Raw genomic sequence first — 17,143 nt, 5'->3', positions numbered from 1 at the left:
AACTATAACGTTTAAGATTGTTTTCTGTCTAATTAAATGAACTCAACATTTTATCCTTGTCGTATCCTATGTATTCATAGCGTTCTATCCGGACACCTTGATTCTTTGCGGTAATACATGGGCTTGTGCCATTCCATGGGCTATCCATCCACCATTCTTCTACTAGTAGCTTCCTTTGAGTTGAAGAGCTGTCGGTAAATGAGAACTGAACTTTTGAGGCATCTACAGCTCCACCGGAGTAACCTAGTACGGAATAAGTACCTGCCAGATTACGCAGATCAACATAAGTGAGCGGACAACCGGATGCATTTAGTGATGTGATGGATTTGCACCGGTTTATATCCAGATATGCTAATCCCGGATTGTTGCTCACATCTATAGAGGTTATCATATACTGATCGCCAGAAATGAATTTGGTTAATCCTGCATTCTTGGCACTGAAAGTCTGAATTCCTTTCTCATCTACCGGACCTGCCGTGTAGCTGGTACTGATTGCGTATTTACTAAGATCGATTTCTCCCAGATTATTTCCATCCAGAATGAGGTTTTTGTATCCGCAGAAGTATTGTAGTCCTTCCAGATTAGTGATTCCCTTATTGCTAAGATCAAGGGTCGTGTTATTCCTGAAGTATTCAGTATTCAGAGCAGCCACTGTCAGAACTTTATCTCCATCGAATACATCCGGAACCAATGCTTTGAGTGCGTTTCGCAGATTGATATCAGGAATTTCTCCGTACTTTTTCATTGTCTTCTGATATTTTCCGTAACTGTAATAATAGTTGTTGTTTCCATCGGGATAGTCGTGCATCCAGTCGTACCCTTCCACTGTCACTCCATTATTGATGGCATCTACGATAGAACCGCTATTGCTGTAGTATGAGTCCATCCACCAGGATTCCATTTTCAGGAGTCGTTCTTTACTTGCGTCATCGCTGAAAGTAAATTTGAAGTCTGTGCTGTTGTAGTTCAGACATCCGCCATAGATACTGTGGTAATTGCGTACATCCAGATATACCAGTTTACAGTTTAGAGCAGAGAACTTCTCAATGTTATAACAATAATACAGGTCGACAGATTCTAGTTTGGTACTTCCATCTATGTTGAGAGATACCAATGTCGTGTTCGGCTGTTCCGAAGTGGCTAGTTCCAGTTTGGTCAGACCAGTGTTTTGTGCAGTCAGTTCAGACAGTCTGGATAGTACTTCTGCAGGAATTTCACTGATATCATTATTGTTGCAGATCAGTTTCCGAATGTTGCTGAAATATTCGAGTCCCTCCAGAGAAGTGATATTTTTATCGCTGATATTTAGTGTGCCATCAGTGAAAGTGACATATTTAGCACTGGAAGATATCTTTTCTCCTTTAAATATATCAGGGAAAAGAGCAGACAAGGCATTACGCAGGTTTTCGTCGGGCATAACTCCAACAGTACTGTTGATGACGCCTAATGTTCGCATTTTGCTACCGCGTACCAATACAAGTCCATAAGAATCTTTGGTGGCCGTAGAGGGGTAAAGTACCGTGATATGATCGGATTGTACTTCTCTGGTTTCCATGTAGATGGGCTGTTCGGTTCCTCCTGAAAGGGGAGAAAGAGCCAGTACATCACAGTCGATAAAGCCATTTCCCTGAATGGTAATCTCTGTGCCCAGGGATTCTTCCGAAATATCCGGAAGCACTACATTGGTTACTCCTAGGTCTGTGCCTAACTTTTCGTCTTCACATCCCAAAAGGAATACCATTCCAAGCATTAATAAAATGTAGAAATGTGTTTTCATAAATACTATTTGTTTAATGAATAAATAGAGTACATAGTTATTCTTGTTTTAAGACGATCACAGAATGAGCCGGAAGTAAACATAGAATTTTATCGTTCACTTTGAGAGGCTGGGCGTCCGGAGCCAACATTTGGTCTGTGGTAGGTAAACCGTCTTTGATATAACGGTAAACCTGATAATTCCCTTTGGTTTGCGTATGTTGGTTGATTAGGCTTATTGCTTTCTCCTGGTCCATTCCATTGGCGAAAACATATACCCATTTGCCATTTGTGTTTCGAACAGCAGTTCCTGCATACCATTCTTCCGGTGTTGCTATCGGATAGATTTCAGCTCCCGGGCGTATGAAACGTGTCAACAGAGAATAGGCATAGTACTGTGGGCGTACCTCGTAATCACTTTTGATATCGTTGTAGTATGGTTCCGAAGCGTATGTTTTCTTTACATACTTCCATAAACCCAGTTGCTGCATTGCTCCGTAGTCTGCATCCTTACCATAGTATTGGTCTATCAGGCTCCAATAGCTAACACCGCTTGCTCCTGCATTGAGTAGATTGATGGCTATGCGTGTCATGAGTACTCCTCGTTCATACAAGTCGATATCTTTTTGTCTGGTGGCACCTACGCATTGATTACCTCCGAATTCACCGATGAAATGGGCTTTTCCAACTGAAGAGGCCAATTGAGAGTTTTGTTTTTCCCAATCCAGAATTGTGGAGTTCGGAGTTTCGTAGCCGAAGATATAGGTGTGGGAGTTGAATACGTCAGCAACGTTCGCCAGTCCTTTCGTGCAGGCTGCCAGATATTTATGCGTTCCTGTACCTCCGTCTGAATTGTCAGAAAGGCTGAAATGTACTTTATTTCTTATTCCATCCTCTTTGAAACGTCTGTCGAGTACTTTACACATTTCAATATAGTCGGCGGTGGGAGCAGCTTTACCTTTGATGATATATGACCAATCTGGTTCGTTGATCGGAGTAATCTCTTTGACGCACGTGTATTTTTTGTTGTTGAGCAGGTGTTGTACAAGTGCGGAAAAGTTCTCGCTCCATTCTTCATAGTTAGTCGGGGCTACTACCCAGTTACCATAATTCCCTTCGGCCAGGAAATGTCCCGGAGGGGCTCCCCAAAGTACAAGGGTGACTTCCATTTTCTGTTCTTGTGCCATATCCAATACTTTGTAGAGTGATTGCATTTCTACAGAGTTGAAAGTGAAATTATGCCAGTCGATTTTGGATGCATCCGGATTGTCATTCTTTGGCTCATACCATTGTGGCATCACCATCACCCGTAAGCTTTGCAGTCCCATTTCTTTGACACGTTTCACAACGATGCGATCCCAGTCTTCAGCTTTAGCTCCATCATTGCGGGTCACATTTTGTGAGAGAAAGTGGGGATCTAGTTCTGCACCTATAGCACGGAGCTTTACACCGGTTTTCTTTCCTACAGAAAGTTTCTGTATGGCAGTTGTTGAACTTTGGTATTTGATTATCAGACTACTTTGCGGGTTATCCAGTGTCAGCGTGAAGCCGTTAGCCAGTTCTTTACCGGTTTTCTTTATAGCTTCTCCTGTATCTTTATTGGTGAGTATATAAGTGTGGTCAGGGTGTAGCCCTGATAAATTGACAGTATAGCTCTTGTCCGGATTGTCTTTGTGGCGGAAAGCTACGATGTATCCGCTGTCATCCGACGGACGATAAAGTTGGTATGCTAGCCAGATATTTTCCGAAGTAATGTTGTTTATTCCACTCAACGGATAGTAATCTTCATAGAAATAGGGGCGGAGTTCTTTGAACTCTGCCTGGCGGTCGCGCATATCATAGATGGATTGTCCAGCTTCGGTTATTTTCCAGTTGTAGATAATAGAGGTTCCGAGGCTGGAACGGAAAGTGAATTTATCGGCACTCACAGTTCCTGTACCATGCAGGGGAAGGTATAAGTTCAATCCGTAAGTATGGCATTGATAGCCGATTGGTTCTCCATAACTGTAATCTGTTCTCCACATCGGTGCACTGCGTGAGATACTTTCGAGGTCAATACGGCGTCCGCCACTGGCACAATTATCAACCAGCAAGCCCGGAAAGCGGTTCAGCAGATATTCCCAGAAAGAATAAAGTCCTTCAATGTATCGGATTTCGCAGATACCTTGTCTGCCAGGTTCATCATTGGCAGCCCAGAAACCTTCCGGCTCTATATTGAAATCCTGGCGGTAGTAGTCTATGCCATTTTCTTCGAGGAAGTCTCCGATATATTTACTCATCCATCGACATGCCTCCGGATTTCCGAGATTGAATAGATAAGAGTCGTGCTCACCATCTTTTGTCCAGTCTTCCTGTTTGGCTTTTCCTCTGGCATCCAACATCCATTGAGGGTGTTGCAGTGCCCAAGCTGAGCCTTTCATAACACGCTCCGGTTCAAACCATACCATGAACTTGGAACCAACTCTATGCACTTCGTCGGCGATGGGGCGTAATCCTTCGGGGAAACGAATAGAGTCGACGGTCCAGTTTCCTACGGTGTTCGCCCAATTCTTATGATTGGCTACATCTGCAGAGTGATTGTACCATCCGGCATCCAGCCAGAATACTTCGGGTACTAATTTGAATTGTTCATACCGTTTCACCATAGCAATGGCATAATCTGTAGTCAGGCAGGTATATTCATTACAGGGAGTAGGATCACCGTAGTTGAAACTGGTCGATATTGGATATACGGTCGGTTTACCACCTACTTTCCAAGTGTGGTGGGCTTGCACGAAACGGCGGAACTGGTTGTGTCCTTTCATCCGGTCGGAACCGTTCCAGAATGACAGGCATACACTGGAAGTGCGGATGCTCTCTTCCGGATACAGATAGGTTTTCAAACGTTCAATTCCGGAGGTAAGCGCTACGCTTTGCTGGTCTGCACAGCGCACATCGGCAAACCAGGTTCCTGTCCATCCGATGGCTACGATAACTCCTTGATTAGCCGGAGATTCAATATTGAAGAATGGCATACGCATTTGTGAAGAGCGTCCACCTTCCGGTCTCATATAAAGATTATCACCCGGAGACAAGATTGTAAGTTGCTGGCTGAAATCTGATTTGGATGCATGGCTGCCTTCGGAATGATGAAGGTTGAATGCTCCCGGATGCTGGTAGCGGAATGTGATATCAGACACTTTTATGTTGGCAATCTCCGGCGTATTTTTCTTTCCCTGGTTGGTGAAACGGAGTACCCATTCCACCGTATTGAAGTCGGTAAAGCCTTTCACTTCACATTCGACTTTTAATCCTCCGGATGGTTCACGATAAGTATAAAGGTATTTCAGAACCTTGGGATCGTCACTTTTCTGACGCGTAGCCGTATAAGACCAGCTTTTGATAAATTCCTGTGAAGGTTTACCTCCATATTCGAAAGAGAAAGGAGGGACCACACCGCGGGCAAAGTGGGTGGTTATCCATTGGCTGGTGTTTACCGGGCGGTCGCTCATGCGGGCTACCGTCTGTCCTGTTCCATTATGAGGGAACAGAAGCAGAATGAATAGATAATATAGTATTCTTTTTTTCATTCTTTATTCGGTTTTTCGTTGGTAACTTTATATTTTAGTAATAAGGAACTATGTGGCTTTTCGAGGATCAGTGGCAACTGACTGGTCAGTTCTTTTCCCTGATAGATTTTGCTCTGTCGGCTATCCATGTCTGTCACTGTATAGTATTTTTCCGGATCCACTCCTGAAAGTCTGACGGTGATTTTTTTGTCTTTGGAGGCGGTTCTGCGGAAAGCAACGATAATACCACTGTCGTCCGACGGACGATGCATTTGATAGGCTAGCCAGATATTATCCCGCGTCATGTCTTCTGTACCCGTCAGTGGGTAATAATCTTCGTAATAGTAAGGTCTGATTTCGTGGAATTCTTTCAGACAACGTTGCATTTCGTAAACGGAGGCATTTTTATCGGTTATTTTCCAGTTATAAATCAAAGCTGTGCTGACGCTTGAGCGGAAAGAATACGGATCGGTCTGTAAACTACCTGTTCCATGTAAAGGTAGGAAGAAATTCAGGCCATACGTGTGACATTGGTAGCCGTCCGGATCGTCGTAATGATAATAATCACTCCTCCATAGTGGTGCGCTTCGGCCGATTGTTTCCCAGTCAATACGTCGTCCCCCACTGGCACAGTTGTCTATGAGCAGGTTCGGGAATCGGCTCAGCAGATAATCCCAGAAGTAGTATAGTCCTTCGATGTGTCGTATCTCTTTCATTCCTGTACGTCCGGGCTCATCGTTGGCTGCCCAGTAGATATCCGGCTGCATATTGAAATCCTGACGGTAATAGTCTATGCCGTTTTCTTCGAGCATATCGCCTATATATTTACTCATCCAGTGGCAGGCTTCCGGATTTCCCAGATCGAACAGTAGGTAGGTGTCATTGTTGTGTTCGGGAATGTCGAGCATCCAGTCGGGGTGTTCTACTGCCCATTGGGTACCACGGATGACACGCTCGGGTTCGAACCAGACCATGAATTTAGCTCCTACTTTGTGTATTTCGTCGGCTACAGGACGAAGTCCTTTGGGGAAGCGCAATGTATCTACAGTCCAGTTACCGGCTGTGTTGGCCCAGGTCTTGCCATGTTCGAAGTCTGCAGCATCGGTGTTCCATCCGGCATCCAGCCAGAATACTTCGGGTTTCAATCCGAACTGTATGTAACGTTTCACCATGGCAATGGCATAATCGGCTGTCAGGCATGAGTATTCCGTACAAGGTGCGGGGTCCCGATAGTTGAATCCGCTGGAAAGAGGATATTCGGCAAATTTTCCGTTGATTTTCCGTGACTTGTGTGCCAGGACAAAACGGCGGAATTTATTGTGTCCTGCCATCCGGTCGATATTTTCCCAAAACATCAGACTGATACTTGGGGTACGAATTGTTTCCTGTGGACGTAAGTATAATTTCATGGTTTTCATTCCCGAAGCCATGGATATTGTACGATTATCTTGTGCGCATACATCTGCATACCAGGTGCCCGACCAGCCTACTCCTAATATGACTCCCTGTCCGGCAGGTGATTCAATGTTGAAGAAAGGAAGATAGTCCCCTTCTGAAGAGCGTCCTCCTTGTGGAGACATCTGTTTGGTTTCACCCGTTGCCAGAGTAACCGAACGTGGATGGAAATCATATTTGGAGATATGGTTTCCGTCTGCATAGTGTAACTTGAATTCTCCTTTAGAAGCGTATTGCATGGCAAGGTCCACTACTTTCACTTGTTCCAGAGTGGGAGAGTTGCTCGTACCTTTGTTGGTGAAGTTCAATACCCATTCGGCAGCCTGATAACTGGGATAGCCTTTTACGGTACATTCTACTTTCAGTCCGTTGGTAGGATTGTAGTAGGTAAAGAGATACTTTATCACATCCGCTTCTTCGGATTCTATCTTTTGCTGGGAATAGTCCCATTGGCGGATAAATTCTGCGGAAGGTTTCCCGTCACATATAAACGAGAACGGAGGTGTTTTTCCTTTAGCGAATTGTTTCTGAATCCATTTTTCGATTTCAGGAATGTGTTTGGAGATTTTAGCCGTCGTCTGACCCACGGCTATGATGCTCCACACACTCATAATCAGTAATGAGAACAGGAATTTCGATTCGATTTTCTTGAAATGTTTCATTAGAATATAGGTTTATGTGGTTTTTATTTTTCTCATTATTCCGATCAGATAGCACCATACAATGGCAAGTACTATGATTGCAGATAACTGACTGTGGAATGAATCGGTAATTACTCCTAAAATAGGCGGGAGGACGGCACCGCCAGATACACCGACGATAAGAAGTGCAGATACTTCGTTCGCTTTCTCGGGAACACGTTTCAAAGACAGAGAGAAGATGATGGAAAACAGATTGGCATATCCTATCCCGAAAACTGCTACACATCCGAGGATAAACCAGAGATTAGTGCTAATGGTCATCAGTATCAATCCTGCGAGAGCTATCCAGACGCTATAAATATAGAATTTACTTTCTGAATATTTCATCAGTAGGATACCACCCAAAAAGGCTCCTACAGTGCGGGCGAAGAAATACACACTATTTCCCATTCCTGCATCTGTCAGTGGTAGATCACAACGTTCCATCAGGAATTTAGGGAAAGTCATATTGATACCTACGTCTACACCTACCAGCACGAGAATACCGATAAAGAAAGCAAGAATGTATTTGTCTTTGAATAATTCAAGAGTGACTTTGAAAGAAATGTTCTTCCGTTCCTGTTGTTTTTCTTGTATAGGGGTAAGCCATAGCCATATCAAAGCGAGCAGTGACAGTCCGGCATAAATGGGGAATATCATTTTCCATCCGAAAAAACTACCGGTCACCCAAGCTGCCAGGATAGGACCCAGGAATGAACTGACTGCTTTGACAAATTGTCCTAGGGTTAATGTACCTGTCAACTTATCGTTTGCAACGACATCCGTTACTAATGGATTGAGTGAAACTTGCAATAGAGTGTTACCGATACCTATCAAGGCAAATGCGATTAATATGGCGGTAAAGTCGTATGCAACGAGTGGAAGGCACATGGCTAATACATGGAATGCGAAGCTAAGTAGTACGGTTTTCTTGCGTCCGATGCGATTCATTAACATTCCGGTGGGAATAGAAAGCACCAGGAACCACAAGAAACAGGATAGAGAGATGAGATTAACCATCGTATCGGTGAGATGGCTGAAATCATTCTTCACATAGCTCGTGGTTATTCCGACAATGTCAACAAATCCCATAACGAAGAATCCGAACATGACGGAGAGCATTTTTACTATGGATATTTCTTTTTTCATTCGTGTACTTTTGATGATAAATTACTTGGTTGGTGGGCATATATATCCAGCACGGTGGATATATATGGCTAACATGGTGAATATATATGCCCAATACGGTGTATATATATCCCCACTAAATGGGGTGTATATACTTCTATTTTTGTACTAATACCCTGATTGATGAACGAGATAATTTAAGTTTTAGGTTATTCTCTTGCGTGTTGACCGTTTCTGTTGATTCTATAAGATTATCACCTTCCGGTAGGCGTCCTTCCATATATTTGTAGACATTGTATTCTCCATTGGCACCTTCTTTATCATTTTCCAACTGTATCATCTTGTCTTTGTCTGTAGCGTTGGAAAGTACATACGTCCATTTTCCCTCTGTGTTGAGAAAAGCACTTCCGGCTATCAACTCGTCGCCGAGATCCAATGGATATACTTCGTCGCCCTGGCGGACAAAACGTGTCAACAGACTATATGCATAGTATTGAGGACGTACCTCGTAGTCTTCCTTGATTTTGGAATATACATCTGGGTCTTCGGTATAAGCGGATTTTAGATATTTCCATAAACCGAGTTGCTGCATTTCCGAATAGGAGGCATTGCGGTTATAATATTGATCGATCAGACTCCAGTAGCTTACTCCGCAAGCACCGGCATTCAGATAGTTCAGAGCAACGCGGATTATCTGTACCCCTCGCGTATACGTGTCTATACCATATTGACGGGCACTTCCGTATCCAGGAAAACCGAATTCTCCAACAAAATGTCTTTTACCTCCTGCAGAAGCTATATTTTGACGTTCCCAATTTACGAGAGTCGAATTAGGGGTGTTGTAGTCAAACTTGTATACATGAGAGTTATACAGGTCGGCTTCATCGTTTGTGAAAGCGGAAACACAGGCAGCGATATATCCGGGTGTACCGTCTGTATTGTCAGAAAGGTTGAAGTGTACCTTACTGCGTATTCCATCTGCTTTAAACTTGGCATCCAGTGCTTTCACCATGGGGGCGTAGGTGTCCTGCCAACCCATGGTTTCAAAATCACCTTGCCACATGATGCGGCCGTAACCTGCTATATGACTGTCAGGTTCATTGAATGGAGTAATTTGATTGATACAGGTATAATGCTTTTCTTCAATCAGGTATTTCACCATTGTGGAGAAGTTTTCAGCAAATTCTTCATAGTTATCTATACCGGCAATCCAACCCGGATTAACGTTATAACTTCGTGCATCACACAAGAAATGCTTTTGACCATTGTTAATGCCTGATAGTAAGTCGATATTGGTAATGGCTCCCCATACGACTAATGTCACTCCGATATTATTCTCCTGGGCCAGATCCAATACTTTGTATACAGATTGCATTTCTTCCGAATCAAAAGTGAATTTGCTCATATCCGCGACATTAGGATCGTTGTTGTCATTGGAGGGTTCCCACCATTGTGGCTGCATCATGATTCGGAATTGTTGTACTTTCATTTTCTTTACCCGTTGTACAACTATATTTTCCCAATCTTCAGCCTTTGAACCATCATTGCGGGTGATGTTTTGTGAGAAGAAGTGTGGATCCATCTCGACACCGATAGCATGAACCGGAGTTCCTGTTGAATTCCCTACTGCAACAGGATAATAGTTGCAAGCCGGGCAATCGTCATATTTGTTATAATCATCCGAGCAGGCGGACATTCCCCAAAGTGTGCAAACAATACTCAATAGAGTTTTACTGATATGTGTCATTTTCATTGCCATATTGATTAAATTTAGTAGGTTATTATTCAAAGCCTAATTCTGCCTCAATTGCCTGAATCAGAATGTGGATAACTTTGATGTGAATTTCTTGTATTCTGTCGGAATGTGCTGCTCGTGGCGCGCAGACTGCAATGTCTGCCAGTCGTGACAGTTCATTCTCTCCTTTTGAAGTCAGCGCTATCACTTTCATTCCATTGTTGTGTGCTTGTACGGCAGCTTTCAGTATGTTCTCGGAATGTCCGCTTGTGCTGATGGCCAATAATACATCTCCCTTACATCCCATAGCTTCTACATAGCGGGAGAAGATCTCGTTGAACGAAAAATCATTTCCCACACAGGTCATGTAAGCCGGGTCATTGATTGCAATTGCCGGTAGCGGGATGCGGTTGTTGCGGTAACGTCCGGTTAGTTCTTCTGCAAAGTGGGTGGCGTCACATAAAGAACCTCCATTACCACAGCTGATAATCTTATTTCCGGCTTTTAATGCTTCGGCGCAGGTAGAGGCTGCCTGTGAAATAATCCCGACTGTTGTTGTTTCCTCAAGAAAGCTCTCCAACGTTTGCCGAGCCTCTTCCAGTGTTGTTTCAATAAGCTCTTTCATAATAGTTAATCGGTTAAGTTAGCGGCTACAGAAAGAGCTGCATAATCTCCTATCTGCTCTCCCAAGGCGGCTGGTTTCACTTTACATACTCTGTTTGCACAGGATAATGCTTCCTGATCGATTATCTTTTGCATGATGGGTTCCATCATATTTTTATTCCGGGTATAGATGCCACCTATCACAATGACTTCCGGATTCAAGATATCGATCACCATGGATAATCCTTTTCCCAGATAAATAGCAGACGTCTCATATATGCTTTGGGCTAATTTATCACCTTTGGCAGCTTCTTCAGCCACTTTTCGGGCAGTAAGCTGATCTAGTTCCTGTAAGGTACACCATTCAACTTTCTGTCCGGTCTGCAATTTCTCCATCACATACATTTTGGAGAGTTGAGCAATACCTCCACCGCTGGCAAATCCCTCAAAAGAGCCCTTTTTACCGTAACCTATCGGACCGAAATCCGACAGGCGGATATGTCCCAGTTCTCCGGCATTGTCATTGGTGCCCGTATACAGTTTGCCATTTAATATTAATCCTGCTCCCAGTCCCGTACCGAATGTGAGAAAGACCATATTCTTAGTTCCTTTTCCTGCTCCGAACTTCCATTCGGCTAAAGCACAGGCATTGGCATCATTGTGTAGATTGGTTTTAATGCCCGTCTTTTTTTCCACCATTGCCACAATGGGGATGTTGTCCCATCCCGGTAGGTTAGGGGGAGACATCACGATGCCTGTTTCACTGTTGAGAGGACCTCCGCAACAGATTCCAATCGCTTTTGTGTTAGTAGGGGTTAGCTGGTGGAGGTTCATCATCTTTTCGGTTTCACAGAGAATTCTGTCTATTGTTTCGTCGACTGTGGTCGTATCAAATTTCTTTTTGTCGATGATATGTAGCTCGTCGTTTTCTTTGATACCGTAGATGATGGCGCATTTGGTGCCTCCTACGTCAATTCCTAACAAGTTCTCTTTCATAACTATTATTTTTTAGCGTATAATCCGGTTTTTTGTAACAGCCGCTTGTATTCTTTCAAGTTGAAAGGTGCCTTGCCGTATAGGTAATGATTCATGAATTTCTGATTACCGATCTGGTATTGGATCAGATAGATTCCTTGACCGCTTTCTTCCGGTAGTGAGGCTATTCTGACCTTTTGATTGGCTGGAATACGGAAAGTGCTCTCATAGATTTTACGTCCCGAGGATGCATCTGTTACCGTTACATTACCACTTTGTACGTTGCGTGTGTCATTCGTTCCTATCAGTGGGTAATTTCCGCCTTCTGCATCATTGATTAGTACACAAACATCCTGTTGAACATTCTTGATGAAATAATATGCCATCTTCTTTGAATTGTAGTAGTCAACAATCGCATCAGAGATCACTGGCCATCCATCCCGCAGGTTCCACCAGACAATACCAGTCTTGTCGTCAAACTTCTTTCCACGCCACATTTCTATGAAATATTTCATAGCTTCTGCCTGTACGGATTGAGAAGCGAATATAAAATCATCCAGTTTGGAGGGAACTTCACCAAAAAGTAAACGTACCTGATTAATCATAAGATTATTGCGATCGAATGTCTTTCCCCATTCTGGGAATCTACGAACAGATTTGGTAACCCATTCATCATTCCATTCATGATTTTTTGTCCAGGGATATACGGCATCTTTTGTCATCATTTTCTGGAGACTTTCTAAATTAGGGCAGCCGTGATAGCCGATTTCACTGACAAAGCAGCAGGTAGCATCCGTATAGAATTTGTCTTTGTAATATCCTCTGGGACCCCATAAATGGTTTTCTGGTAAATATTGGTCAGCACTTCCTCTTTCATATACCGCTTGGCTGTAGTAAGGAGAGCTGGGAAGATAAGGGCGAGTAGGGTCAAACTCATAAATAACTGCCGGGAGGACCTTGCGGCTAACTACATCCTGATTTGGATTAATATTAAATGGTTGCAAAGACCAGCGCAGTGCACAATCGTCTTCATTATTTCCTGACCATAAAACGAGTGATGGATGATTGCGTAACTTGCATACAACGGAAATGGCCTCTTCTTCCAATGCTTGTGTAAATGAGCTGCGTTGAGGATAGAAAGTACATCCCATCGTAAAATCCTGCCATACCATAATGCCGTTTTCATCGCATAAATTAAAGAAATGATGATCTTCATACACGTTGCCACCCCAACAACGTATCATATTGCAGTTTAATTCTACAGCCATGCGGATAGATTCGTCTACGAAAGAATGATCCCGGCTATGGAGTGCATCCATGGGTACCCAATTGGTTCCGTGAATAAAAATAGGTTCTCCATTGACTATGAAACAGAATTTACCCGGATGATCCGGTGGGAGGTTGATGTCTGTAATGTCTAGTTGAATCGTGCGGAGGCCTACCCGTTTATTATCTGTTGATAAAATAGTGCCGTCAGAATCTACTAACTCTACTTTTGCATCATATAAAGCCGGTTCTCCATATCCTCTTGGCCACCATAAATCAGCATTCTTGATTTCCATTATATATCGGAATGCTGGGGAAACGACAACAGAGCTTCCTTTATATATTTCTTTCCCATGGCGACTTAATGTATATACGGCTTTCACTTTGTCGAACTTTTCGAAAGGTAGTTTTACTTGTACATCAGTATACAAACGTACATTTCTGGTAGCAGTGTCTACATTGGCGACCATATAGTGAACATCTGTGAGACGTGCCGGATTCAATACGCGTAATTCTACATCTCTCCACAAACCTGCACTGACTAATCGTGGCAGAATGTCCCATCCATAGGTGTGCGGAGCTTTTCTGATGAATACGGATTCTTCAGACGGGAAGTTTCCAATACTGAATGTCCCTAACAGATGTTTTTGTCCTTCAATAACAGATGAACGGAGTATCACTTGGAGTTGATTGCTTTCTCCTGCTTTTATTTCTTTAGTTACATTAAAAGCATGTTCAATCATCATATTTTCTGCTTTGCCAATGTGCTTTCCATTCAGCCATATATCGGCCAGACAGTCTATTCCGGCAAAGAAGAGTTGATATTGTTGTCCTGGTTTTAGTTGTGGCGCTACGAATGATTTGGAATAACACCATTGATAGCCTTCCCATTTGCGTAATTCATTTACATTACTGCCAATCATCGGATCTTTAATTAAGTTGGCAGCCATTAGGTCTAGTTCTACATTACCGGGGACTTGGGCTGATAGATGTTTCACTTCAGCTAGTTGCATGTCCTTGGGCGAAGTTATAGGTTCTTCAGGTTGCATCCAATAAGAGAGTTCCCATGTTCCATTTAAGGAGATGGAACTACCGGAATCGGCAAAAACACCACTTGTACAAGTGAGAAATATCAAAAATAGCAGTGTACTGATTTTATTCATTGTTAATAGATTTGATTGATGGTGTGACAAAGTAACTAGTGTTATATTTTTATAGTATTACATAACGGTCTCATTTTTGCTTCTTTATATACCTCTATTAAACCTCCTTTCTTTTGTTTCAATTAAAATGTGAGTTGATGTTTTCCTGACCTTAAATCTATCTTTTTACCATTATATTCTACTGTTGCATTCGTATTGACTGGGATCGTGACTTTGAGAATCACTTGTTCTCCTTTACGTTCCCATTCAGAACGAATGATTCCGTTTACAGATTTATATTCTGCTTTTACCCAGTCAAGACCTTTTACGAAATGAGGTTGGATAAGAATATGTTTGAATCCGGGTTTCTGTTCATCATAATTAATGCCTGCCAATATATTGTACATCCATGCATTAATGTCTCCAAGAAACATGTGATTTACGGAGGCATCTCTAAATTCAGGTGAAAGTATCCATGTTTCTGCTAGTGTAGTGAAACCTTGTTTTATCCAATTGCCCCAAGATGGAGCTTCTTCTTGTGCGGCCATCTGATATGCCAAGTCAGCATATCCATATTTGGAAAGCATCCGCAGGACTGTTTTACTGCCTAAAACTCCAAAATCGAGCAGGTTTTTATTGGCTTTTATCATCGTAGAAAGATTATCTGCAACCTGCTGTTCGTATTCTTTAGGAACGATTCCAAGGTATAAGGCAACTCCTTGTGCTGCTTGCGAACCATTGGCATAAATAGCTTTGGATGTGTCGAAGTATTTGTGATTGATAAGCAATTTCAATTCTTCTGCTTTCTTAGCATAACTACTACCATCTTTTCCAATGAGTTCTGCAAATTTAGCCATATACAGATTGTCTAAATAATAATAGCAGGTAGTGGTGAATTCTGTAGGGGTTTGTGTTTTATGGAATACCCAGTCACCAATTCCGTAAGTTACGGTTCCTTCCGCGTCCTCGCGTCCTGCGAGGTAGGCAAGGTATTTGGTGCATACAGGCCATAGTTTTTCGATGCTTCTTGTATCTCCATAGTAGTGGTAAATTGCCATTGGCACGATAAACATGGCAGCATCCCATACAGGACCTATCCAGTCATCATAGCCCCATCCGGAACTAGGAATGATTCCCGATATACGTCCTTCTTCATTTTGATTATCAATCATATCATCCAGCCATTTTTCATAGAAAGTAATACCATCGAAGTTTAATAATCCTAAATCCATTGTTATGTGTGCATCGGCAGTCCATCCATTTTTCTCTCGTTGGGGACAGTCAGTCGGGATACTCATCAGATTTGATAAATATGATTGATTAGCAGCTTTCCATATTTTATTTAATAGTTCATTTGAACAACTGAATTTACCAACAGGAGGAACAGCCGTATGTATGAATTGAGCGGTTAAGCTCTCTTTAGTAAGTTTTACAGGACGATCTGAACGAACTTCTACATATTGAAATCCATGATATGTAAAATCTGGAGTGAATGTACCTTGTTTTCCGTCCAATATATAAGTGTCTGTTTGAAAAGCGAGGCCAGGTAATGGTTTGTAGTAAATATCTAAGTTGCGCATTTCCAAGCGTCCGTTATCTTTTAGCAATTCGCCGTGTTGCATACTGACTTTAGTGCCTTTCTTGCCATTGATAGAAAGAGTACAGACCCCTGACATATTAACTCCAAAATCGTATACATAGACTGTATCACCAAAAGAACGCATATTGATTGGAGTGATAAATTGTTCCGTTTCAATAGCAGGCATGTTTTGTGATACTAGTAGGGGAGAAGGGGCAGCCACCTGAATTGCATTTGTCCATTTAGAGTCATCAAAACCCGGTTTGTCCCATCCAGCAATTGCAAGACATGCATCATAGGTATCACCACTATAAATATTGTTTTGTATATAAGGACCGATACTCGTTTTCCAAGTAGAATCTGAATGGATGGTTTGCTTTTCTCCATTTTTATATAATATCTCCATTTCGCAGATCATTCTTGGGCGGTTACGCCAGCGGGCTTGCTCATAGCTCCATGTTGCTACAGGGGCCGATTCGTTGTAGAATCCGTTCCCAAGTATTGCAGATAGTACGTTCTCTCCTTTGAGCAGTTGTGAAGTGACGTCGTATGTGTTATACAGATTTCTTTTATTATAATGAGTAAAACCCGGATTGAGATGTGATGATGTTATTGATTTACCATTTAATGTCATTTTATAATATGCAGCGGCACTTACATATAATCTTGCTTGTTGTATATCATCTTGAGCGATAAACGACTTGCGCAACATGGGCGCTGGCGTATAATCTTTATCATGATTATCAGTAATCCATACTCCTGTCCAGTCACTTTGGTTGAGTTGAGCTGTTTCAAAACTGGATATAGGAGAGATAATCTTATGTTCCTTTGTTTTATCCCATGCTATTACTTGCCAGTAATAACGAGTTCTGGATTTCAATTTTTCTGATCCTTGATAGGTCGCATGAGGAGTATCAGAGTAAATAGTGTCAGATTGCCAGCTATTATCGGATGAGTTTCTCAAATCTTGTTCCCGGGTGGCGATATATAGCTGATAGCTGTCTTGAGAAAACTCTGTTGCATCTTCATTATTGGTTGTGTAATTCCAAGTAAAACGCGGTGCTGGTGAATCAATGCCAATTGGAGAAATTTGATATTCACATCGCATATTTTCAATATCAATGTTGTTACTGCTGCATGCCCATACTAGAAGTCCTAATAGAGCCAGCATGTATTTTTCATTTTTAATTTGGAACTTCATAATTCTGTATCTTTATGTTAATAATTAGAGGGCTATTTTCTTTATTGTTACATTTGTTAATTTGATATCATTATTT

The 17,143-nt window shown here is 42.3% G+C and carries 9 protein-coding genes; all 9 read right to left on the bottom strand.

Going from position 1 to position 17,143, the window contains the following annotated elements; genetic code table 11:
* Positions 1 to 28: 28 nt before the first annotated feature.
* Entirely contained in the window at positions 29 to 1,777 is a 1,749-nt protein-coding gene (locus BSCG_RS13440) for a hypothetical protein (RefSeq protein ID WP_004310365.1), read from the bottom strand.
* Positions 1,778 to 1,814: 37 nt separating this feature from the next.
* Positions 1,815 to 5,324 (bottom strand): alpha-galactosidase, encoded by a 3,510-nt coding sequence (locus BSCG_RS13445; RefSeq protein WP_008776108.1) that lies wholly within the window; start codon positions 5,322 to 5,324, stop codon positions 1,815 to 1,817.
* A complete protein-coding gene (locus tag BSCG_RS13450; RefSeq protein WP_004310368.1) occupies positions 5,321 to 7,420 on the bottom strand; it encodes a glycoside hydrolase family 36 protein in 2,100 nt (699 codons plus the stop codon). Before BSCG_RS13450 ends, BSCG_RS13445 begins: the two co-directional genes overlap by 4 nt.
* Positions 7,421 to 7,432: 12 nt before the next feature.
* Complete coding sequence (locus BSCG_RS13455; protein WP_004310370.1) at positions 7,433 to 8,587, bottom strand: MFS transporter; 1,155 nt, start codon at positions 8,585 to 8,587, stop codon at positions 7,433 to 7,435.
* Between the two features lie 136 nt (positions 8,588 to 8,723).
* Positions 8,724 to 10,325 (bottom strand): hypothetical protein, encoded by a 1,602-nt coding sequence (locus tag BSCG_RS13460; RefSeq protein ID WP_008641751.1) that lies wholly within the window; start codon positions 10,323 to 10,325, stop codon positions 8,724 to 8,726.
* Positions 10,326 to 10,347: 22 nt separating this feature from the next.
* The gene (locus BSCG_RS13465; protein WP_004310374.1) at positions 10,348 to 10,926 is read right to left on the bottom strand and encodes an SIS domain-containing protein; all 579 of its coding nucleotides are present in this window, start codon (positions 10,924 to 10,926) and stop codon (positions 10,348 to 10,350) included.
* A gap of 5 nt (positions 10,927 to 10,931) precedes the next feature.
* The gene (locus tag BSCG_RS13470) at positions 10,932 to 11,900 is read right to left on the bottom strand and encodes an ROK family protein (protein WP_004310376.1); all 969 of its coding nucleotides are present in this window, start codon (positions 11,898 to 11,900) and stop codon (positions 10,932 to 10,934) included.
* Positions 11,901 to 11,905: 5 nt separating this feature from the next.
* A complete protein-coding gene (locus BSCG_RS13475) occupies positions 11,906 to 14,308 on the bottom strand; it encodes a glycoside hydrolase family 2 protein (RefSeq protein WP_009039096.1) in 2,403 nt (800 codons plus the stop codon).
* Positions 14,309 to 14,430: 122 nt separating this feature from the next.
* Positions 14,431 to 17,067 carry a family 78 glycoside hydrolase catalytic domain gene (locus BSCG_RS13480; protein WP_032849531.1) on the bottom strand — a complete coding sequence of 879 codons (2,637 nt, stop codon included), beginning with the start codon at positions 17,065 to 17,067 and terminating at the stop codon, positions 14,431 to 14,433.
* Positions 17,068 to 17,143 lie beyond the last annotated feature (76 nt).

Source organism: Bacteroides sp. 2_2_4 (assembly GCF_000157055.1).
Classification (GTDB): Bacteria; Bacteroidota; Bacteroidia; order Bacteroidales; family Bacteroidaceae; genus Bacteroides; species Bacteroides ovatus.
This window is presented reverse-complemented; position numbering and strand designations above follow the sequence as displayed.

Coding starts and splice junctions, on each gene's coding strand:
- BSCG_RS13465 (WP_004310374.1), bottom strand. CDS start 10,926: ATGAAAGAGCTTATTGAAACAACACTGGAAGAGGCTCGGCAAACGTTG.
- BSCG_RS13445 (WP_008776108.1), bottom strand. CDS start 5,324: ATGAAAAAAAGAATACTATATTATCTATTCATTCTGCTTCTGTTCCCT.
- BSCG_RS13450 (WP_004310368.1), bottom strand. CDS start 7,420: ATGAAACATTTCAAGAAAATCGAATCGAAATTCCTGTTCTCATTACTG.
- BSCG_RS13440 (WP_004310365.1), bottom strand. CDS start 1,777: ATGAAAACACATTTCTACATTTTATTAATGCTTGGAATGGTATTCCTT.
- BSCG_RS13460 (WP_008641751.1), bottom strand. CDS start 10,325: ATGGCAATGAAAATGACACATATCAGTAAAACTCTATTGAGTATTGTT.
- BSCG_RS13470 (WP_004310376.1), bottom strand. CDS start 11,900: ATGAAAGAGAACTTGTTAGGAATTGACGTAGGAGGCACCAAATGCGCC.
- BSCG_RS13455 (WP_004310370.1), bottom strand. CDS start 8,587: ATGAAAAAAGAAATATCCATAGTAAAAATGCTCTCCGTCATGTTCGGA.
- BSCG_RS13480 (WP_032849531.1), bottom strand. CDS start 17,067: ATGAAGTTCCAAATTAAAAATGAAAAATACATGCTGGCTCTATTAGGA.
- BSCG_RS13475 (WP_009039096.1), bottom strand. CDS start 14,308: ATGAATAAAATCAGTACACTGCTATTTTTGATATTTCTCACTTGTACA.